26 protein-coding genes are annotated in these 16900 nt (G+C 59.6%); 20 read left to right on the forward strand and 6 right to left on the reverse strand.

The features are described from left to right. The first annotated feature begins 79 nt into the window (after nt 1–79). The 15 genes from AC0V6U_RS02700 (at nt 80) to AC0V6U_RS02770 (ending at nt 9460) form a co-directional block, all read left to right on the forward strand. Nucleotides 80–1009, forward strand: coding sequence for a heme o synthase (locus tag AC0V6U_RS02700; protein ID WP_472645687.1), 930 nt, complete (start codon nt 80–82; stop codon nt 1007–1009). Beyond that, complete coding sequence (locus AC0V6U_RS02705; RefSeq protein WP_472639265.1) at nt 1006–1140, forward strand: hypothetical protein; 135 nt, start codon at nt 1006–1008, stop codon at nt 1138–1140. The genes AC0V6U_RS02700 and AC0V6U_RS02705 overlap by 4 nt, the downstream gene beginning before the upstream one ends. Further along, nucleotides 1137–1751: a cytochrome c oxidase assembly protein gene (locus tag AC0V6U_RS02710; protein WP_472644694.1), complete on the forward strand. Its 615-nt coding sequence runs from the start codon at nt 1137–1139 to the stop codon at nt 1749–1751. Before AC0V6U_RS02705 ends, AC0V6U_RS02710 begins: the two co-directional genes overlap by 4 nt. Before the next feature lie 37 nt (nt 1752–1788). Continuing rightward, complete coding sequence (locus AC0V6U_RS02715) at nt 1789–2673, forward strand: cytochrome c oxidase subunit 3 (protein ID WP_472644695.1); 885 nt, start codon at nt 1789–1791, stop codon at nt 2671–2673. A 135-nt stretch (nt 2674–2808) separates the two neighbouring features. Beyond that, nucleotides 2809–3087, forward strand: coding sequence for a DUF983 domain-containing protein (locus AC0V6U_RS02720; RefSeq protein ID WP_472644696.1), 279 nt, complete (start codon nt 2809–2811; stop codon nt 3085–3087). Continuing rightward, the gene (locus AC0V6U_RS02725) at nt 3084–3698 is read left to right on the forward strand and encodes an SURF1 family protein (RefSeq protein WP_472644697.1); all 615 of its coding nucleotides are present in this window, start codon (nt 3084–3086) and stop codon (nt 3696–3698) included. The genes AC0V6U_RS02720 and AC0V6U_RS02725 overlap by 4 nt, the downstream gene beginning before the upstream one ends. A gap of 61 nt (nt 3699–3759) precedes the next feature. Beyond that, nucleotides 3760–5157 (forward strand): threonine synthase, encoded by a 1398-nt coding sequence (gene thrC, locus AC0V6U_RS02730; protein ID WP_472645688.1) that lies wholly within the window; start codon nt 3760–3762, stop codon nt 5155–5157. Continuing rightward, a complete protein-coding gene (locus tag AC0V6U_RS02735) occupies nt 5157–6044 on the forward strand; it encodes an RsmD family RNA methyltransferase (RefSeq protein ID WP_472644698.1) in 888 nt (295 codons plus the stop codon). The genes thrC and AC0V6U_RS02735 overlap by 1 nt, the downstream gene beginning before the upstream one ends. A gap of 67 nt (nt 6045–6111) precedes the next feature. Continuing rightward, the gene (locus tag AC0V6U_RS02740) at nt 6112–6462 is read left to right on the forward strand and encodes a SecDF P1 head subdomain-containing protein (RefSeq protein ID WP_486169362.1); all 351 of its coding nucleotides are present in this window, start codon (nt 6112–6114) and stop codon (nt 6460–6462) included. Further along, nucleotides 6459–6851: a dihydroneopterin aldolase gene (locus tag AC0V6U_RS02745; protein ID WP_472644700.1), complete on the forward strand. Its 393-nt coding sequence runs from the start codon at nt 6459–6461 to the stop codon at nt 6849–6851. The genes AC0V6U_RS02740 and AC0V6U_RS02745 overlap by 4 nt, the downstream gene beginning before the upstream one ends. Further along, entirely contained in the window at nt 6848–7180 is a 333-nt protein-coding gene (locus tag AC0V6U_RS02750; RefSeq protein ID WP_472644701.1) for a Rossmann fold domain-containing protein, read from the forward strand. Before AC0V6U_RS02745 ends, AC0V6U_RS02750 begins: the two co-directional genes overlap by 4 nt. Beyond that, nucleotides 7173–8228 carry a GTP 3',8-cyclase MoaA gene (gene moaA, locus AC0V6U_RS02755; RefSeq protein ID WP_472644702.1) on the forward strand — a complete coding sequence of 352 codons (1056 nt, stop codon included), beginning with the start codon at nt 7173–7175 and terminating at the stop codon, nt 8226–8228. The genes AC0V6U_RS02750 and moaA overlap by 8 nt, the downstream gene beginning before the upstream one ends. A 2-nt stretch (nt 8229–8230) precedes the next feature. Continuing rightward, nucleotides 8231–8473, forward strand: coding sequence for a MoaD/ThiS family protein (locus AC0V6U_RS02760; RefSeq protein ID WP_472644703.1), 243 nt, complete (start codon nt 8231–8233; stop codon nt 8471–8473). A gap of 6 nt (nt 8474–8479) precedes the next feature. Further along, nucleotides 8480–8926 (forward strand): molybdenum cofactor biosynthesis protein MoaE, encoded by a 447-nt coding sequence (locus tag AC0V6U_RS02765; RefSeq protein ID WP_472644704.1) that lies wholly within the window; start codon nt 8480–8482, stop codon nt 8924–8926. A gap of 90 nt (nt 8927–9016) precedes the next feature. Then, nucleotides 9017–9460, forward strand: coding sequence for a hypothetical protein (locus tag AC0V6U_RS02770; RefSeq protein ID WP_472644705.1), 444 nt, complete (start codon nt 9017–9019; stop codon nt 9458–9460). Here the strand turns inward: AC0V6U_RS02770 and AC0V6U_RS02775 are convergent. Both AC0V6U_RS02775 and AC0V6U_RS02780 read right to left on the reverse strand, forming a co-directional pair. Beyond that, on the reverse strand, nt 9457–10101 hold the full coding sequence (locus AC0V6U_RS02775) for a Crp/Fnr family transcriptional regulator (protein WP_472644706.1): 645 nt from the start codon (nt 10099–10101) through the stop codon (nt 9457–9459). The two genes, AC0V6U_RS02770 and AC0V6U_RS02775, sit on opposite strands and share 4 nt — an antisense overlap. A 50-nt stretch (nt 10102–10151) precedes the next feature. Further along, nucleotides 10152–10766, reverse strand: coding sequence for a hypothetical protein (locus AC0V6U_RS02780; protein ID WP_472644707.1), 615 nt, complete (start codon nt 10764–10766; stop codon nt 10152–10154). A gap of 149 nt (nt 10767–10915) precedes the next feature. Here AC0V6U_RS02780 and rplU point away from each other — a divergent pair, with 149 nt between their 5' ends. The 3 genes from rplU to AC0V6U_RS02795 all read left to right on the forward strand — a co-directional run bounded on the left by rplU (nt 10916) and on the right by AC0V6U_RS02795 (nt 12498). Further along, nucleotides 10916–11446 (forward strand): 50S ribosomal protein L21, encoded by a 531-nt coding sequence (gene rplU, locus AC0V6U_RS02785; protein WP_472644708.1) that lies wholly within the window; start codon nt 10916–10918, stop codon nt 11444–11446. Nucleotides 11447–11458: 12 nt separating this feature from the next. Then, a complete protein-coding gene (rpmA, locus tag AC0V6U_RS02790) occupies nt 11459–11728 on the forward strand; it encodes a 50S ribosomal protein L27 (protein WP_472639251.1) in 270 nt (89 codons plus the stop codon). Nucleotides 11729–11949: 221 nt separating this feature from the next. After that, nucleotides 11950–12498, forward strand: coding sequence for a GNAT family N-acetyltransferase (locus AC0V6U_RS02795; protein WP_472644709.1), 549 nt, complete (start codon nt 11950–11952; stop codon nt 12496–12498). 100 nt (nt 12499–12598) lie between these two features. Here AC0V6U_RS02795 and AC0V6U_RS02800 read toward each other — a convergent pair whose 3' ends face one another. Beyond that, a complete protein-coding gene (locus tag AC0V6U_RS02800) occupies nt 12599–12988 on the reverse strand; it encodes a metal-dependent hydrolase (protein ID WP_472644710.1) in 390 nt (129 codons plus the stop codon). Beyond that, nucleotides 12954–13520, reverse strand: coding sequence for a metal-dependent hydrolase (locus tag AC0V6U_RS02805; protein ID WP_472644711.1), 567 nt, complete (start codon nt 13518–13520; stop codon nt 12954–12956). The genes AC0V6U_RS02800 and AC0V6U_RS02805 overlap by 35 nt, the downstream gene beginning before the upstream one ends. A 30-nt stretch (nt 13521–13550) precedes the next feature. Between AC0V6U_RS02805 and AC0V6U_RS02810 the strand changes: the two genes are divergently transcribed. Further along, complete coding sequence (locus tag AC0V6U_RS02810; protein ID WP_472644712.1) at nt 13551–14141, forward strand: TetR/AcrR family transcriptional regulator; 591 nt, start codon at nt 13551–13553, stop codon at nt 14139–14141. 2 nt (nt 14142–14143) lie between these two features. On the opposite strand, the gene ygfZ is transcribed toward AC0V6U_RS02810, so the two are convergent. Together ygfZ and AC0V6U_RS02820 are read right to left on the reverse strand one after the other, a co-directional pair. Then, the gene (gene ygfZ, locus AC0V6U_RS02815) at nt 14144–14875 is read right to left on the reverse strand and encodes a CAF17-like 4Fe-4S cluster assembly/insertion protein YgfZ (RefSeq protein WP_472644713.1); all 732 of its coding nucleotides are present in this window, start codon (nt 14873–14875) and stop codon (nt 14144–14146) included. Next, entirely contained in the window at nt 14872–15789 is a 918-nt protein-coding gene (locus tag AC0V6U_RS02820) for an ATP-grasp domain-containing protein (RefSeq protein WP_472644714.1), read from the reverse strand. The genes ygfZ and AC0V6U_RS02820 overlap by 4 nt, the downstream gene beginning before the upstream one ends. A gap of 69 nt (nt 15790–15858) precedes the next feature. On the opposite strand from AC0V6U_RS02820, the gene pyrC reads away from it, so the two are divergent. Next, nucleotides 15859–16899 (forward strand): dihydroorotase, encoded by a 1041-nt coding sequence (pyrC, locus tag AC0V6U_RS02825; protein ID WP_472644715.1) that lies wholly within the window; start codon nt 15859–15861, stop codon nt 16897–16899. The last annotated feature ends 1 nt before the right edge of the window (nt 16900 follow it).

Consider the following 16900-nt stretch of genomic DNA (forward strand, 5'->3'; position numbering starts at 1 on the left):
CCGCGAACAGCGATCTGGTTTTAATATGAGTGCAAGCGCAAACAGCTCTGTGGGTACAGGTGTGGACGAGGTTGCGGCCATGTCTGCCGCTGCGCGCCCTATGCCGACTGATTGGCGTGACTTCTTCGCGCTCACGAAACCGCGCGTGCTTACTCTCGTCATCTTCACCGGTATCTGCGGCCTTCTAGCGGCCCCTGGCTCGATCCACCCTGTACTGGGCTTCACCGCCATCCTCGCGATTGCGATGGGGGCGGGCGGCTCAGCTGCGATCAATCATTGGTGGGAAGCCGATATCGACGCGGGGATGAAGCGCACCGCCAATCGTCCTTTGCCAAGTGGGCGGATGCGGCGCGATGATGCGCGCGACTTCGGGATTTTCCTATCGCTTGTTGCAATCGGCCTGATGGGCGTTGCGATTGGCTGGCTGGCGGCGGCAATCCTGGCTGTGGCGGTCGTCTATTACGCCGTGATCTACACCATGTGGCTAAAGCCGCGCACTCCGCAAAACATCGTTATTGGCGGCGGCGCAGGTGCGTTCCCGCCGATGATTGGTTGGGTCGCGGTGACCGGTGAGATCACCATGATGCCGGTGCTGCTGTTCGCGATTATCTTCTTCTGGACGCCGCCGCACTTTTGGGCGCTCGCGCTGTTTATGAAGTCTGACTACGCCAAGGTTGGCATTCCGATGCTGCCGGTGGTTGCCGGTGAGCAGGCGACCCGCCGTCAGATCCTGCTTTACACCATCGTGCTGACGCCAATCGTGATCGCGCCATGGCTGATCGGCGGGACCGATGCGATTTACGGCGTCACCTCGATTGTGCTTTCCGCGATCTTCTTCGCTTACGCTTGGAAAGTTGGCACGCGCACCAAGAGCGAGAATGATGACATGGTGCCGGAGAAGCGCCTGTTCAAATTCAGCATCCTCTACCTCTTCGTGCTGTTCGGCGCGTTGGTGGTGGACCGCGTCGCGGCCTATCAAGGGTTCGCCGACTTGGGTTGGTTCGCATGACCCCTGACGAAGAAGCCGAAACCAAGCGCCGCCAAAAGGCCCGCAATTGGGTCGTCGGCGGAACTCTGCTGTTTTTTGTTGTTCTGTTTTACGCGATTACGATCGCCCGTATTGGAGGACAGGCTGGATGAGCACAGCCGCAAACCCATCGGTAGAACGCGAGAACGTTCGCGTTGGTATTTTCGCCTTCGCAGGCGCGCTGGCCATGCTCGGCCTCGGCTATGCGGCGGTTCCGCTGTACGACCTGTTTTGCCGGGTGACTGGCTTTGGCGGCACGACGCAGGTCGCCACCTTTGCCGAGGCTGAAAAAGCGGCGGCGCTGGCCAGCACGCGGACCATGTCGATCCGTTTCGATGGCTCGACGGCGCGCGATGTGCCATGGGAATTCCGCCCATCGCAGGCGACCGACGAGGTTCAGATCGGTGTGCGCGATATGGCAACCTATGTGGCGAAGAATAACAGCCGCGTGCCGATCACTGGCACAGCGACGTTCAACGTGGAGCCTTCGCAGGCGGGCAAATACTTCCATAAGATTCAATGCTTCTGCTTCACCCAGCAAACTTTGCAGCCGGGTGAAGAGGTGCACATGCCTGTGCTCTATTATGTCGATCCAGCTATGCTCGAAGATGAGTTCATGGCCGATGTTGAGCAGATCACTTTGAGCTACACTTTCCACCGCGCGAGCGAGCCTGTAAATACGGCGGAGAGCAGTTCACTAGACCAAGCGAGCGAAGACTCGTAAACGTACAAACCTAGCATTTTAAGACGGGATTTTTTCCATGGCTGGCAACGTCAACCACGACTATCACATTCTGGAACCGGACATTTGGCCACTGGTTGGCTCAATGTCGGCGCTCATGTTCACGTCAGGCATGATCCTGTGGCTCAACCCCGATGTGTTCGGGGAATCGGGCTGGGTTGTTATGGGCCTTGGCCTTGCGGGTCTGCTCGCGACGTTCTTCATGTGGTTCAAGAATGTCGTTTCCGAAGCGGAGCGCGGCGATCACACGCCTGTGGTTCAGCTGCACATGCGCTACGGAATGATCCTGTTCATCGCCTCTGAGGTGATGTTCTTCGTCGGTTGGTTCTGGAGCTTCTTTGACTTCGCGCTGTTCCCAGAGCCGCTTGTTGTCACCGCGGCAGGCACTGCGGAGCAAATGACGGAAAACCTCTTCCTCACGGACACTTCGGCCTCTGGCGCATCGCTCGTGCCAGCGGGCATGGAAGTGCTCGACGCCTTCTCGCTCCCGCTGCTTAACACGCTGATCCTGCTGTGCTCTGGCACCACGGTAACCTGGGCGCACCACTCGCTGATCCACGGTGATCGCGAAGGTCTGAAGCAAGGCTTGTGGGCCACCATCGCGCTCGGCGTGCTGTTCAGCGCGATCCAGGCCTATGAGTACTCAATCGCGCCATTCAACTTCGGACAGAACACCTATAGCTCGGCCTTCTACATGGCGACCGGCTTCCACGGGTTCCACGTTCTGATCGGTACGATCTTCCTCGGCGTATGCCTTTATCGGACATACATTGGCCACTTCACCTCGCGCCAGCACTTCGGCTTTGAAGCGGCGGCTTGGTATTGGCACTTCGTCGATGTCGTGTGGCTGTTCCTCTTCATCGCCATCTACATCTGGGGCGGTTGGGGCGCACCGGTCCACTGATGCAATCAGGCAAAAATCTGCCGAATGAGAAGGGGCAGCGCGGCACACCAGTTTCTTGGCGCCGGGCTGCCCTTTTCGGTTTGTGCCCAAGGTGCGGCGAGCGGACTCTGTTCGAGACAGCCGGCCCAATTCGCCATGCGGTGCACATCATGCGATTTGCCCTTCGCTGAGCTGGAGCGCGGCGGGCGTATAGCCGGGTTCATCACTATGGTGATTGCGGTGGTCCTGATCATGATCGCGGTTGGGATCGAAAGCGCCTTTCGCCCGCCATTGCTGCTCCAGTTCGCCGTTTGGGCGCCGCTGACCGTGATCGTTGTGATCGGCACATTGCGCGTGCTGAAAGTGCTGCCCGCGCTGGAAGTTTATGAAGAGCGCTATGACCCAGATGGTAAGCGAAAGGATGTGGACACATGAGACCTCGTGATCTTCCCATCATTCCGACAGTTCTCGTGCTCGCTGCGGCGGCGACGATGGTGGCGCTAGGCTTCTGGCAATTGGGCCGGATGGAAGAGAAGGCGGAGCTGATCGCGCGTTATGAGGCGGCGCTTGCGACCAGCGATCCGATTGCGTTTCCGGCAAATCCTGATGGTGCGCAAGACGGCGCGTATGATCCAGACACATTGTTCCGGATCGCGGCGTTCGATTGCCCAGAGGCAACCGAGGCGACTTCCATTTCTGGCAAGAGCGAGCGCGGGCAAAGCGGATATGCCCATATCGCGACCTGCCAAACGGCTTTCGGTCCGACTGAGGTAAAGCTCGGATATTCGCGCAATCCTAACACGCCAGAATGGGACGGCGGTGCTGTCACTGGGCGGATCGCCCCCGGCGGCCGGTTTGGCGCTAGGCTGCAATTGGACGAGCCGGTCGCTGGGCTAGAGCCGCTTGCAAAGCCCGATCCCAAGGACTTGCCCAACAATCATCTCGCCTATGCTGGCCAGTGGTTCTTCTTCGCGCTCACCGCGTTGGTGATCTATTGGTTTGCGGTCAAAGGACGCATAGCGGGACGGGGCAGAAAACAAAGCTAGGCCCGCGCACAGATCGGCTTTCTTGCCACTGCTCGCTGACGCCGCTAACCGCGTGAACACCATGCAATATGTATCGACCAGAGGCAGCGCACCCGCGCTCGATTTCGAAGGCGTCACTTTGGCGGGGCTCGCCAAGGATGGCGGGCTGTATCTGCCCACCGAATGGCCGCGCTTTAGCGAAGCCGAAATCGCCGCGATGGCCGGGCTGCCTTACCCAGAGCTCGCCGCGCGCGTGATGATGCCGTTCGTCGGTGATAGCCTAACCGAGGACGAGCTGCGCGGTTTGTGCGAGCAAGCCTATGGCCGCTTCGCTCATGATGCGGTGACACCATTGGTCCAGCTGGACCAGCAGCAATGGCTGCTTGAGCTGTTTCATGGCCCCACGCTGGCGTTCAAAGATGTCGCGCTGCAACTGCTCGGCCTGTTGTTTGAAACCTTCCTTGGTCGCTCTGGTAAACGGCTGACCATCGTTGGCGCGACCAGTGGCGACACCGGATCGGCCGCGATTGATGCGGTCGCCGGGCGCGAAGGCGTGGAGATATTCATGCTCCACCCGAAAGGCCGGGTCAGCGAAGTGCAGCGCCGCCAGATGACGACAGTGCGCGCGCCCAATGTGCACAACATCGCAATCGAGGGCAGCTTTGACGACGCTCAGGCGATGGTAAAGCGGATGTTCGTGGACGAGACGCTGACCAGCCGGATGCAGATCGGCGCGGTCAATTCGATCAACTGGGCGCGGCTGATGGCTCAGGTCGTTTATTATTTCGCCGCCGGGCTTCAGCTGGGCGCGCCGCAAAGGGCGGCCGCATACAGCGTGCCGACGGGCAATTTCGGTGATGTGTTCGCAGGCTATGTCGCGCACAAGATGGGGCTGCCGATCAAGCAGCTGATCGTTGCGACCAATGTGAACGATATTCTGCACCGTGCGCTGACCAGTGGGGATTACTCAGCCGGCACGGTTACGCCGACCGCCACCCCGTCGATGGACATTCAGGTCAGCTCCAATTTCGAGCGCTTGCTGTTTGATTGCGGCGGGCGCGACGGCGCAGTCTTGGCCGAGCAAATGCGCGGGTTTGAAAGCGCGCGCGCGATGCAGCTGACCAATGCTCAGCAAGAAGGCGCAAGCGGTTTGTTCGTGAGCGCTCGGACCGATGGCGACGAGATGGCGCAGGCGCTGCGCTGGGCGCATGAGCGGGCCGGGCAAGTGCTGGATCCGCACACCGCGATTGGCCTGCATGCCGCGCGCATTAGCGAGCTTGATCCATCGGTGCCGATTGTCACCCTGGCGACAGCTCATCCAGCGAAATTCAGCGATGCGGTGGAGCGGGCCACGGGCATGCGCCCGGCGCTGCCCGCGCGTGTCGGCGACCTGTTCGCGCGTGAGGAACACTACACCGAGCTGCCCGGTGATTATGAGGCGGTGCGCGATTTCGTTTCAGAGACTGCTGCGACCGACTGATGGCGCAGCTGGCCCGTGATCCGCTGGTGATGGAATGCGCCGGATGGGACGCTTACCGCCTGCTCGACAGCGGGGATGGGCGCAAGTTTGAGGCGTTCGGCCCGCATTCCTTCATTCGTCCAGAACCACAGGCCATGTGGCGCCCGCGCATGGCTGAATGGGATGCCGACGGCGAATTCGTGCCCGGATCGGACGAGGATGGCGGCGGCCGCTGGAGTTTCGCCCGCGACGTGCCCGAGGATGGCTGGGAGCTAGGTTGGAATGAAGCGCGCTTTACCGCCCGCCCGACCCCGTTTCGCCATTTGCAGTTCTTCCCCGACATGGCCCCTGTGTGGGATTGGATGCGCGCGATGCTGGGCGAACAGACAGAGGCGGAAACGCTCAATCTGTTTGGCTATACCGGCGTGGGTAGTCTCGCACTGAGCCAGCACGGCCGGGTGACGCATGTCGATGCCTCGAAGAAATCGGTTGCTCAGGCGCGCGAGAACGCCGCGCTGTCAGGCATGGAAGAGCGCCCAATCCGCTGGCTGGTGGATGATGCGGCGAAATTTGCCGCGCGCGAGGTTCGCCGCGAGAAGCGCTATGACGGGATCATTCTCGACCCGCCCAAATTCGGACGCGGCCCCAAGAGCGAGACCTGGCGTCTCGAGGAGAACCTTCCCGGCCTGATCGCTGACTGCGCAAAGCTGCTCGACAACGATAGCTGCTTCCTGTTCCTAACGGTTTATGCCGTTAGGATGAGCAGCCTCGCGATTGCAGGCCTCCTCGAAGAGGCGATGCGCGATCTGCCGGGAACTATCGAATTTGGCGATTTGGCCGTGCGGGAAGAGGGCGACAATCCGCGCCTGCTGCCGACGGCCATTTTCGCGCGCTGGAGCAATCCATGATCCTGCCGACCTTCGCTTTTTTCCTGATCGGCGGGCCGGATATGTCGGTGACAGAGTCCCCCCGCTTATGTTCAGCGTGGCCGATCCCGATTCGGGCAAGTCGCTGGCTGACATTGAATTCTGCACGGATAGTGTGGAGCATGTTGCGATCGATTTTTCCGATCGACAGCAGCGCTATGTCGTCAATTTCACCCTCGCCGATGCAGCGGCGGAAAAACTCGCGCAAGTAACGACTCAATATGTTGGATTTTACGCGCCTCTCTCGATTAATGGTGAGGTGATTTCCAACCCCGTTATCAATCAGCCTATCACCGGCGGTATGATGCAGGTCACCGGCGGCGATACGATTGCCGACGTAGAACAAATTGTGCAGGCCGCGCGTGGACGCTGCACTCTCCCGAAAGCCAAAGACAAATGAACGATTCGCTGATCCTGGAAGTCGCTGATCTGGAAACGGATGTCCTTACCGGCATTTACTCCGAAGAAACGGGCAATCCGCAGCCGCTGCGCATCACCATCAATGCACGCTATGATGTCGCCGATCATTACGATGCCGACACGCCGCTGGAGGCGAGCAAGAACTATATGGATTTAAAACATGCCGCGGGTGAAGGCCTGCCCCCAGGCGTGCATTTTAAACTGATCGAGGCGGTTGCTGATCATATCTGCGAGACATTGTTTGTTCAGGACGTGCGCGTTCAGGCCGTCACAGTGAAAATCGTGAAGCTCGCCATTGCAGAGGCGAACGAGAAAATCGGCATCACCCTGCACCGCGAACGCGCCGCTTGGGAAAGCCGCAAGGCATGAGCGTTTCCGGCGTCCAGGCGGTTCAGCATATCGTAGAGCTGCCTGACAGCGCCTTGGATGCGAGCGCTTATGTCCTGAATGAACAATTGGGCGCGGTTCGCGCAGTCCTGAGCGAAGATGGCGTAAGCGCATTGGCGATTGTCTTGCCCGCCGCCGGTCCAGACCATTCCGATTGGCGTTTGGCACTGGCAAGGGACTTGGCCCGCGAATTCGCGCCTCAGCGGGTGAATGTGGTTGCGCGCGGCAGCGAGGCGGCGACGCAAGCGTTGCTCACCTATTTAGAGGGTGCGCCCGGCGTCACGGGGCACTACCTTGAGGCGCATGACTGAGATTTCCGCTTCGAACCGCGCGCGGGCACGCGATATTTTGGCGCTCGGTTCGCCTGCGCCTCTGGTCGATGCATTCCAAAGACGGATCACTTACCTGCGCCTGTCTGTGACGGATCGCTGCGATCTGCGCTGTTCCTATTGCATGCCGGAGCAAATGAAATTCCTGCCGCGCCGCGAAGTGCTGACGCTGGAAGAGCTCTATCAGCTCAGCGTCGGATTTATCGAGCGCGGCGTTACCAAGCTCAGGATTACGGGCGGCGAGCCATTGGTGCGCCGCGATATCATCGACTTGTTCAGCGCGCTGGGACAGCGGATCGGCAGCGGTTTGGAAGAGCTGACCCTGACGACCAATGCGACGCAGCTGACGCGTCATGCAGAGGGACTGGCGAAGGCCGGGGTCAAAAGGGTCAATGTCTCGCTCGACACTTTGGACCGCGCTCGCTTTGCTGGACTGACCCGGCGCGATGCCTTGCCCCAGGTGCTGGAGGGGATCGCTGCGGCCAAAGAGGCGGGGCTGAAGGTTAAGCTGAACGCGGTGGCGCTGAAAGGCATCAATGAGCGCGAGCTGCCTGATCTTATCGCGTGGGCGCATGGCGAGGGCCATGATGTGACGCTGATCGAGGTGATGCCGCTGGGCGATGTCGAGGAAGATCGGATCGACCATTATCTGCCGCTGACCGATGTTCGCGCGCAGTTGGAGCGGCGCTGGACGCTGACCGATAACAGTCATTCCACCGGCGGGCCTGCTCGTTACGTCGATATCGCGGAAACGGGCGGCAGGCTGGGTCTGATCACCCCGCTGACCAACAACTTTTGCGCTGGATGCAATCGCTTGCGCGTGACCGCAACTGGCCAACTTTACCCCTGCCTTGGCGGCGGCGAACGGGTCGACCTGCGCGCTGCGCTACGCTCAGATGATCCGGCATCAAATCTCGAGCTTGCGCTGAGCGAGGCGATGGCGATCAAGCCCGAAAAGCATCACTTCCGAATAGATACGCGCGGGGCAGAGCCGCATCTGGCCCGGCATATGTCGATGACCGGAGGCTGAGCATGGCGGTGCGAATTGTGTTCCTGGGGCCCTTGCGTGATCTTGCTGGCGAAGACAGCCGCGAGGTGCCTGCGCCGCTCGATTGGGCGGGGCTTCTAAGCGTGGTGGGGCCGCAAGTTGCCGAGCAATTGAACGAGCAGCGGGTCAATGTTGCCTGCGCGGGAAAAGTGCTGAGCGACAAAACCACGCTCAATGCGCAGGACGGCGATGAGGTTGCGCTGCTGCCGCCCGTTTCTGGTGGGTAGATCGCGGTGAAAGACGTCCGTCTCCTCACATCACCATTCAATCCCGGTACGCTGATCGGACCATTCACCAATGCGCACCCTGGCCTAGGCGGGGTTTGCACCTTCGTTGGCGAAGTGCGCGGCGAGGCGGATGTAGAACTGCTGGAGCTGTCGCATTACGAACCGCTCACATTGCCGAGCATGGAAGAGCTGGCTGAGCAGGCCATAGAGCGATTCGATCTGATGGGCATGCTGATTGTGCACCGGGTCGGCGCGATGCGTCCCGGTGAGCCGATTGTTTGCGTATCGGCAGCGGCCAAGCACAGGCGCGGCGCGATTGATGCGGTCGACTTTGCGATGGACCATTTGAAGAGCGCCGCCTGGTTTTGGAAGCGCGAGAAACGAAACGGCGAATGGTATTGGATTGAACCGCGCGCGGATGATTACGCTGATCTCGCGCGCTGGACTGACTGATTTTTTCGTAAAAAATTTCGCAGTTTGATCCAGATCAAAGTCGCGTGCGAGCCGCTGGGCTAATTCCCTTCTCAAGGAAGGAGAATACCCATGAGCAAACATATTCAAGAACAAATCGAGGCAGGCAAAGCGGCCATTGTTGAGGGACCTGAGCAAGAGCGGGCGCATGTCCGCCACCAAGTTGAGGTTGATCGCAGCTTTGAGCTGCCCATCAGCCTGCATATTGCGACCGTCGCCTGTTATCTGGCCTTCATCGCAATCACTTTTGCAGCATTCAGCACACCGGGACTGGTCATCCCGATGGCGATTTTTACGGTCTTTATCTTTGGCATGTTCGGCGTGCCTGCGATTTGGACCAGGCTGTCGCCGGACAACCCTTCCAAACCAATGGATATGGGCAAGTTTGCCCGCGAAGGGATCATGACCAACACAGGCCGTCTCGCCCCGCGCGATGCCGCCATTCAAGTTCTAATTCTGCCGGTTCTCATCGTGCTTTGGGGCCTCGCGGCGGTGACCATAGCTGCGCTGGTTTAACCTACCTTCCTTGCGGAGAGGGCCTGCAGGTGCGCGGGGTCGACCAGTTCGATCCCGCGTTTGCCTGTCCGGCGGATTGCTCCGTCCTTTTCAAGCTCGCCGAATTTGCGGCTGACGGTTTCAATCGTCAGGCCCAGCATATTGGCGATTTCCCCGCGGGTTAGCGGCAGTTCGAAATGGTCCGCTGGATGGCATGGGGATTGGCTGGCGGCCTGCGCAAAGTCGTGCAGAAGACAAGCAAGCCGCGCCTCCGCGCTGGCATGAGCGGTCAGCTCCAGCAGGCTGCGGGTGGAGTGCAGATCCTCTTGTGACCGGCGCAGCAGCGCCTTTGCGAGAGCGGGATACTCATCAATCGCGCGGTTGATATCGACCTTGGCAAAGGTGCACAGCTTACTCTCGGTCAGGGCGATCACATCGTGATGGGCAAAGGGCGAAAACAGCTCTCCGATAAAGCCTGATGGATGGACCAGCGCGAGGATCTGCTCATTGCCGTCCCTATCAACGGCGGACACTTTGAGTGCGCCAGAGACAAGCGTCGCGCAGGCGACATCCTCATCACCGGCAGCGAACAGCATTTCCCCGCGTTTAAGCATCCGCGTGCGTCCTGCGGCGGCGAGGGCATCGCGTTCCTCTTCGCTCAAGACAGAACACGCCGCGCTATCTCTGACGGGGCAGGATGCGCAGGCAAGGTTCATTGCGAGGCAAGCCTGCTGAGTTCGCCAAGAATTCTGTCCTGAGCATCCACTTGCGCAGCGATACGCCCGCGCAGCTCAGCGATTTCCTGGTTCACGGTAAATTCGCTGGAGGTCTGGGCGTAGATCAGATCAATGTCCGCCAGAGCAATGGCCGAAGTGCTGCGCTTGGCAGTGAGATCAGCCAGAGCGATTTGAGCCGCTGACCATTGGTTGCTTGATTGCGAGGCGCCTCTTGCCGCTCTCACAGAGCTCTCAGCGGACGGCAAAGCGGATTGAAACGCTGCGTATGCCGCATCGGCCCGAACCTCGATTGCTGCTAGACCCGCCATGATGGCAGGGGCCGCCACTGGCGCAGGCTCTACGCTGGGCGCTGGCTGAAAACTGCCAGCGAATCGCTCCGCATCGCGCACCGCGAGCGAGGGATATTTGTCTCCGCTGCCCGCACAGGCGGACAAAGTCGCGGCAAACATTGCGGCGATCCCAAATAGTTGAGCGCGTTCTTTCACCTTGGCAACTCTCATCAATTTCGCGTCATATCCCAGCATTGCGCGGGTTTTACCACGCATTTGGGTTTGCGCCAGCGCTAGTCCGGCAAAAAACAAGTCTCTCATTACCGGTTCTTGCGTTGACTTGGCGGCATCCATCCCTTAACGGCGTGCCTCTTTCCAGCGCTGCAAAATTGCGGCGCGGTATTTTGCGTCTTGTCTGTGTGTGTATTCGCATGGGTTAAGGCACAGCTTTAGATCGAGAGTAACAAGCCATGTTCGCAGTAGTGCGCACGGGCGGCAAGCAATATCGGGTTGCCGCCGGAGACAAGATTGCCGTTGAGAAGCTCGCTGGTGAAGCCGGCGACACCGTTACGCTGGGCGATGTCCTGCTGGCGGGTGAAGGCGAGTCAATCGCTGACGCGTCGAAGGTCACCGTTTCAGCGGAGATCATCGCACAAGCCAAGAGTGAAAAGGTCGTCGTTTTCAAAAAGCGTCGCCGTCACAACTATCGCCGCAAGGCGGGCCATCGTCAGCAAATGACGCTGCTGCGCATCACCGATGTGGGCGCGGGCGCTGCGAAGAAGGCACCGGCTAAGAAGGCTGCTGCTCCAAAGGCAGACGCCAAGCCAGCGGCTGAAAAGAAAGCGGCTCCTGCGAAGAAGCCAGCAGCTGAGAAAAAGGCTCCGGCCAAAAAAGCAGCGGCGCCAAAGAAGGCCGCAGCTGACAAGAAGCCAGCCGCGAAAAAAGCTCCTGCGAAGAAGGCACCGGCTAAGAAAGCCGCGCCTAAAGCTGACAAGAAGTAAGGAACACACACCATGGCACATAAAAAAGCAGGTGGTTCATCCCGTAACGGTCGCGACTCAGCGGGTCGCCGCCTTGGCGTGAAAAAGTACGGCGGCCAGGACGTGGTTGGCGGCAACATTATCGTGCGTCAGCGCGGTACGAAGTTCTATCCGGGCACCAATGTCGGCATGGGCAAGGATCACACCCTGTTCGCGACCGAAAATGGCGTCGTGCGATTCCACAAGGGTAAACTCGGCCGCAAATACGTGTCTGTCGACATGCTAGCGGAAGCAGCTGAATAACCGGACGGTTCAAAAACAGGATCGTCCCACGGGGCGGTCCCAGCCGATGACACAATCGGCGATGTAGAGGGAGAAGGGCCACCCCAGTTTGGGGGAGCCATCTCCCTCTTTTCGTTTCTCCCTCACAAACGCGCAGGATACGAATTCTGCGGCCACGAAACTGTCATGTGCGGCTCATAATGGGGCGGCGCAGGGCAGGACGGATTGAGAGGAGAGATCTCATGTTCCATCGCAGCCAAAGATTGCTGCTCAGACCGATCTGGCCAGAGGATTGGCAAGGTGTCTTTGCCGGGATCGCCGATGAAGGCGTCGTGCGCAATTTGGCGCGGGCTCCCTGGCCCTATGAGGAAAAGGACGCGCGCGAATTTGCGAAGCTTCCGATCAATCCGCTCTATCCGCGATTCCTGATTACTCGCGCCCGCGACGCGGTGGTTGTCGGATGCATCGGGATTGACGCGATGGATACGGATACGCCGGAGGAAGCCGTTGAGCTTGGCTATTGGATCGCGCGGCCGTTTTGGGGGCAAGGCATCGCCACTGAAGCGGGGCGCTCCATGCTCGAAGTTGCAGCCTCTTTGGGGCATAAGTCCTTGGTGGCGTCGCACTTTCTCGACAATCCAGCCTCTGGCGCGGTGTTGCGCAAGATCGGCTTTCAACCCACGGGCCAAGTGTCGACGCGGCATTCGTGCGGACGCGGCGAAGCGGCGAAGGTGGCGGAATATGCGCTGGAGCTGGATGAAGAGCCGTCGGTGATTAGCGAGGCGGCTTAAGCGCTAAGCAACGCAATCGAATAAACAAAACCCCGGCGTCCATTACAGGTGCCGGGGTTTTTGTATTCGGTAGGTGTCAGGCTGTAGGCCTTAGCCGAGTCTATTCCGCAGGCATTACCGCGTCAGAATAGGGGCTTTCCCATTTCTGGATCAGCTCGCGGTCATCGTGATCCCACGGGTGGAAACTGGGCTTCAGGATCGCAGCCCATTCGATGAACATGCGCCGCATCATGCCGGGCTTCCACCAAAGAAAGGCATAGAGCTTCCATTTGGCTTGCCGCTTTGTGTAGCCGTCTTGCTCAAGCAGGCCGATCGCATCACGGATGCGGTTGCCGAAATATTTCTTGGTGATCAGCGCTGCGATCAGGGCGCGGGTTTTATACCGTTTCCAAGCGCTCCAGTCCTTCGTCACATGCTCCCAGACATCGTAGACGAGGCCCTTGTGCTCGATCTCTTCAGTCGCATGCCAGCGCCACACCTCTGCGGCCACCGGATCGGCGCCTTCGAGGTATTCTGGATATTGCAGCAGATCGCCGGCTGATGATCGCGGCGAAATGCTCCAGCGCGATTGTGATCGCGAGGTTGAATTCCTTGGGACGGCCCGCAGTCAGCTCAAGCATGGCCTGAATGCCCTGATCGATGCTTTCAACGTTATAGCCGTGGTCTGAAACCAGCCGGTTGAAGGCGACATGTTCGCGCGTGTGGTTGATTTCCTGCGTCGAAAACGCCTTCACCTCGCGCGCCAGTTTCTCCGGAATCTCGTCACGGAAAAGGCGCAGGGTGTCGATAAAGAAGGCCTCACCGCGCGGCAGGCTGGCCGAAACCGAATTGTACCAAGCGGTCGCAACCGGATCGCCGGAATGCCAGTGACGCGGAACCATCGCCTTGCGATCGAACCGCTCATTGCGGATGATCAGTTCGTGCTCTGCGGGCGTTGCGCTGGCGCGGGCAAGGCCAGCGTCGTCAGCAGGCTTGTCGAGCGGCTCAGCGCGCTCTAGGTCAATTTTTGAATGTTCGGTCATAATTTAAGAAACTATTAGGGCTTTCCCTTAATGACAAGTCGCAAGCGCTTAACGCCTGAAGAGTCGCGTAGTTCCGCATTAGAAGCGGCGCGCGGCTTACTTATTGAAACAGGGCCGCAATCCGTCACTTTGAAGGCGGTTGCCGCACGTATTGGGCGCACTCACGCAAATCTACTGCACCATTTTGGGTCAGCATCTGGACTACAAAAAGCGCTGGCAGAGCATCTGGCGCGCACCGTTTGTGAGACAATCATCGAGGCAGTGCGCGCGAGTCGCGCAGGGCTAGGGTCTGCGCGCGAGGTCGTGGATTTGGCGTTTGATGCGTTTGACCGCGAAGGCGCAGGCGCGCTTACCAGTTGGATGCTTCTCACGGGCAATGAGGACGCGCTGCATCCGATTATTGAGACAATTCATGATCTTGTTGACGAAATCGCGCCTGAAGAGGCCGATCATCAGTGCAATGACATGCGGGTGCACCGCGATACGCTCAGTCTGGTCTTGCTGGCGCTTGGCGATGCGCTGATCGGCGGGGCCTTAGCGAAATCGCTCGGACTGCCGCGTGATGCCGCGCGCGTACGGGCGCAGGACATGCTTGAGGCCTCGCTCGCCGAATATCAGTAGATCTATTCGCTGAGCGCGCCGCGTTGCCAATCGGGTAGCGCGGCCGCATTCAAATCCGCGACCCGCAGGTGATCGATGGCGAATCCTAGGTCAGCATGGGCGGCCTTGCGGCGTTTTTCTTGCGATTGATCGAGCGGCACCACGACCAGCCGTCTGTTAACCTTTTGTCGCCAATTCATCCGGGCGGTGTTTTCCTGCCCGATGTAGCATCCCTTCTCAAAGCTTACGCCGTTTAGCTCGACAGCGTTCGCTTCTAGCCACAGTATATCACCCATTTCAGCGCGACCTTCGGGCACACCGCAGGATAGGCGATGCGCGAGATAGGCTGCGTCTGCGGGTTCGTCGTTGCCATCTGCAGGGGCCAGCCAGCGTTGGCCCAGTTCCGGCAGGCGCGGGTCGGACGCGCCCTCATCGCCCTTGGCGCTCCAGTGCACGGCGAGGCTTTCGTCGCGGGCAATGTCGATCTTGCGGCGCAGGCGGTAGAGGCTGAGGCGTTTGCCGAGTTCAGCGGCGGCCTCCGTCTCGCAATCGAGCAGCAGCGCGCCGCCTTCACCAGGCCAGACGAAAAAGTCGAACATGGTCTTGCCCTGCGCCGACAGCAAAGCGGCATAGACCGGCAGATCGCCGCTTACGTCATTGGTCACCAAGCCTTGCAGAAACTCGGCAACGTCCTCTCCCGCCTCAGCGGGGGCGAGGCGAACAATCGCGCGGTCATTTAGGCGGGTTGCGGTCATGATGCAGGGACTTTCTCAGCGAGCCGATTGGCAATGGCAGAAGCGATGCGCGGGCCCAGCTCTGGCCCTTGCTCAGGGTAGAGATAGGGTTCGATCATCTCCGCTTCCATAAGCAAGAGCTGGCTATCTTCGCCGCGCACCATGTCGATGCGGGCATAAAGCGGGGTGTCAAAGGGCAGGGCTGCAATGATATTTTGCGCCTGAGCGGCTTCTTCATCGCTCGGGCTGTATTCGCTTTCCGTCCCGCCATAGAGCGACTGGATCCGGTATTCACCCTCGGCCGCATTCTTGCGCAGAGCGTGGCTCAAATCGCCCTGGATGAAGATGAAGGAGAACTCGCCCTCGCTCTGAATGGTAGGCAGGAATGGCTGGAGCATCGCCTTATGGCCGAAACGCCAGCCTGCATCAGGCATGTGCTCACGGGCGAAAATCATCTGTCCTTCTGCGCCTGCTCCGATCTGCCGCTTTACGACGAGCTTCTCACAGCCGAAGCTATCCATTGCCGCCATGACGTCATCTACATTCACATCGTCCAGCCAGATGGTGGGGATGGTCGCCGCGCCTTTGTCAGCCAGCTCTCGCAGATAGGTTTTGCGCGCATTCCAGCGCACGATCTCCGCCGAATTGCACAGCTGGATGCCGCGCGCCTCAAGCGCATCGAGTTTCGCGATGAACTCCTGCGGCTTGTCCTGATAGTTCCAGCTGGAGCCCAGCAAAGCGAGCGACAAACCGTCGAATTCGGCAAGGTCCGCTTCCCAATCCACAATGCGCAATTCCAGCCCATGATCGGCCATCGCCTTGGACAGCGCATCGGTCATCAGATCGGATTCGTAGGCATCGCCCCGGCGCTCTCCCGCACCGGGCAACGTAGTCTCGCACGCGAGGAATGCGATTATGGGTGTGGAAGGTGTCATACCTCGGCCCTAGTTGAGCGAAAGCGGGGTGGAAAGAGCCTGAATGCGGCGCTAGGTCACAAAGCCAATATGACCGATCAAACCATCACAATTCGCCGCCCGGATGACTGGCACCTGCACTTTCGCGATGGCGAAATTATGGAGCAGGTCGTGCCTTACACCGCGCGCCAATTTGGCCGCGCGATAGTGATGCCCAATCTCTCACCGCCGGTAACTGATACGGCGAGCGGCACAGCCTATCGGGATCGGATCTTGGCAGCGGTGCCGGCGGGCGTAGACTTCACGCCGCTAATGACCTGCTATCTCACCGACGGAACCGATCCGGCGGACCTCGCGCGCGGCGCGGCAGAGGGTGTGTTCACCGCCGCGAAGCTCTATCCCGCCAATGCCACGACCAATTCCGCCCACGGGGTCAGCGATGTCGCAAAGATCTATCCCGTGTTGGAGGCGATGGAGGCATCGGACATCGTCCTGTGTGTTCACGGCGAGGTGACCGAAAGCCATATCGATGTGTTCGACCGCGAGGCCGAATTCATCGAACGCCACATGCGCAGCATCGTGCGCGACTTTCCCAAACTGCGAGTCGTCTTTGAGCATATCACCACCTCTGACGCGGTGAATTTTGTGATGGGCGAGGGTGATCAGGTCGCCGCAACAATCACGCCGCAGCACCTCCATATCAATCGCAATGCGATGCTGGTCGGCGGGATGCAGCCGCACAATTACTGCCTGCCAGTGGCAAAGCGCGAGGCGCATCGGCTGGCTCTTCGCAAAGCGGCAACCTCAGGCTCGCCCAAGTTCTTCCTGGGCACCGACAGCGCGCCGCATTTGCGCAGCGCAAAGGAAAGCGCCTGCGGCTGTGCGGGCATTTTCAACGCGCCATTCGCGCTGGAGAGCTATCTTGCGGTGTTTGAGGAAGAGGGCGCGCTGGAACATTTCGAAGCCTTCGCTTCGCTCAATGGCCCGCGCTTTTACAAGTTGCCCGTTAGCGACGAGACCATGACATTGCGGCGCGCGCCTGTGACTGTCCCAGACTCAATCGAAATGGCGGGCGAGGAAATCGTGCCCTTCCATGCGGGCGAGACGTTGAACTGGCGGATCGCCGAGTAGG

The organism is Erythrobacter sp. W36, assembly GCF_057364935.1.

What these genes read in the sequence shown, in the direction of transcription:
- AC0V6U_RS02700 (WP_472645687.1), top strand. Translation starts at nt 80, where the DNA reads ATGTCTGCCGCTGCGCGCCCTATGCCGACTGATTGGCGTGACTTCTTC.
- AC0V6U_RS02705 (WP_472639265.1), top strand. Translation starts at nt 1,006, where the DNA reads ATGACCCCTGACGAAGAAGCCGAAACCAAGCGCCGCCAAAAGGCCCGC.
- AC0V6U_RS02710 (WP_472644694.1), top strand. Translation starts at nt 1,137, where the DNA reads ATGAGCACAGCCGCAAACCCATCGGTAGAACGCGAGAACGTTCGCGTT.
- AC0V6U_RS02715 (WP_472644695.1), top strand. Translation starts at nt 1,789, where the DNA reads ATGGCTGGCAACGTCAACCACGACTATCACATTCTGGAACCGGACATT.
- AC0V6U_RS02720 (WP_472644696.1), top strand. Translation starts at nt 2,809, where the DNA reads ATGCGGTGCACATCATGCGATTTGCCCTTCGCTGAGCTGGAGCGCGGC.
- AC0V6U_RS02725 (WP_472644697.1), top strand. Translation starts at nt 3,084, where the DNA reads ATGAGACCTCGTGATCTTCCCATCATTCCGACAGTTCTCGTGCTCGCT.
- thrC (WP_472645688.1), top strand. Translation starts at nt 3,760, where the DNA reads ATGCAATATGTATCGACCAGAGGCAGCGCACCCGCGCTCGATTTCGAA.
- AC0V6U_RS02735 (WP_472644698.1), top strand. Translation starts at nt 5,157, where the DNA reads ATGGCGCAGCTGGCCCGTGATCCGCTGGTGATGGAATGCGCCGGATGG.
- AC0V6U_RS02740 (WP_486169362.1), top strand. Translation starts at nt 6,112, where the DNA reads ATGTTCAGCGTGGCCGATCCCGATTCGGGCAAGTCGCTGGCTGACATT.
- AC0V6U_RS02745 (WP_472644700.1), top strand. Translation starts at nt 6,459, where the DNA reads ATGAACGATTCGCTGATCCTGGAAGTCGCTGATCTGGAAACGGATGTC.
- AC0V6U_RS02750 (WP_472644701.1), top strand. Translation starts at nt 6,848, where the DNA reads ATGAGCGTTTCCGGCGTCCAGGCGGTTCAGCATATCGTAGAGCTGCCT.
- moaA (WP_472644702.1), top strand. Translation starts at nt 7,173, where the DNA reads ATGACTGAGATTTCCGCTTCGAACCGCGCGCGGGCACGCGATATTTTG.
- AC0V6U_RS02760 (WP_472644703.1), top strand. Translation starts at nt 8,231, where the DNA reads ATGGCGGTGCGAATTGTGTTCCTGGGGCCCTTGCGTGATCTTGCTGGC.
- AC0V6U_RS02770 (WP_472644705.1), top strand. Translation starts at nt 9,017, where the DNA reads ATGAGCAAACATATTCAAGAACAAATCGAGGCAGGCAAAGCGGCCATT.
- AC0V6U_RS02780 (WP_472644707.1), bottom strand. Translation starts at nt 10,766, where the DNA reads ATGAGAGACTTGTTTTTTGCCGGACTAGCGCTGGCGCAAACCCAAATG.
- rplU (WP_472644708.1), top strand. Translation starts at nt 10,916, where the DNA reads ATGTTCGCAGTAGTGCGCACGGGCGGCAAGCAATATCGGGTTGCCGCC.
- rpmA (WP_472639251.1), top strand. Translation starts at nt 11,459, where the DNA reads ATGGCACATAAAAAAGCAGGTGGTTCATCCCGTAACGGTCGCGACTCA.
- AC0V6U_RS02795 (WP_472644709.1), top strand. Translation starts at nt 11,950, where the DNA reads ATGTTCCATCGCAGCCAAAGATTGCTGCTCAGACCGATCTGGCCAGAG.
- AC0V6U_RS02805 (WP_472644711.1), bottom strand. Translation starts at nt 13,520, where the DNA reads ATGACCGAACATTCAAAAATTGACCTAGAGCGCGCTGAGCCGCTCGAC.
- AC0V6U_RS02810 (WP_472644712.1), top strand. Translation starts at nt 13,551, where the DNA reads ATGACAAGTCGCAAGCGCTTAACGCCTGAAGAGTCGCGTAGTTCCGCA.
- ygfZ (WP_472644713.1), bottom strand. Translation starts at nt 14,875, where the DNA reads ATGACCGCAACCCGCCTAAATGACCGCGCGATTGTTCGCCTCGCCCCC.
- AC0V6U_RS02820 (WP_472644714.1), bottom strand. Translation starts at nt 15,789, where the DNA reads ATGACACCTTCCACACCCATAATCGCATTCCTCGCGTGCGAGACTACG.
- pyrC (WP_472644715.1), top strand. Translation starts at nt 15,859, where the DNA reads ATGACCGATCAAACCATCACAATTCGCCGCCCGGATGACTGGCACCTG.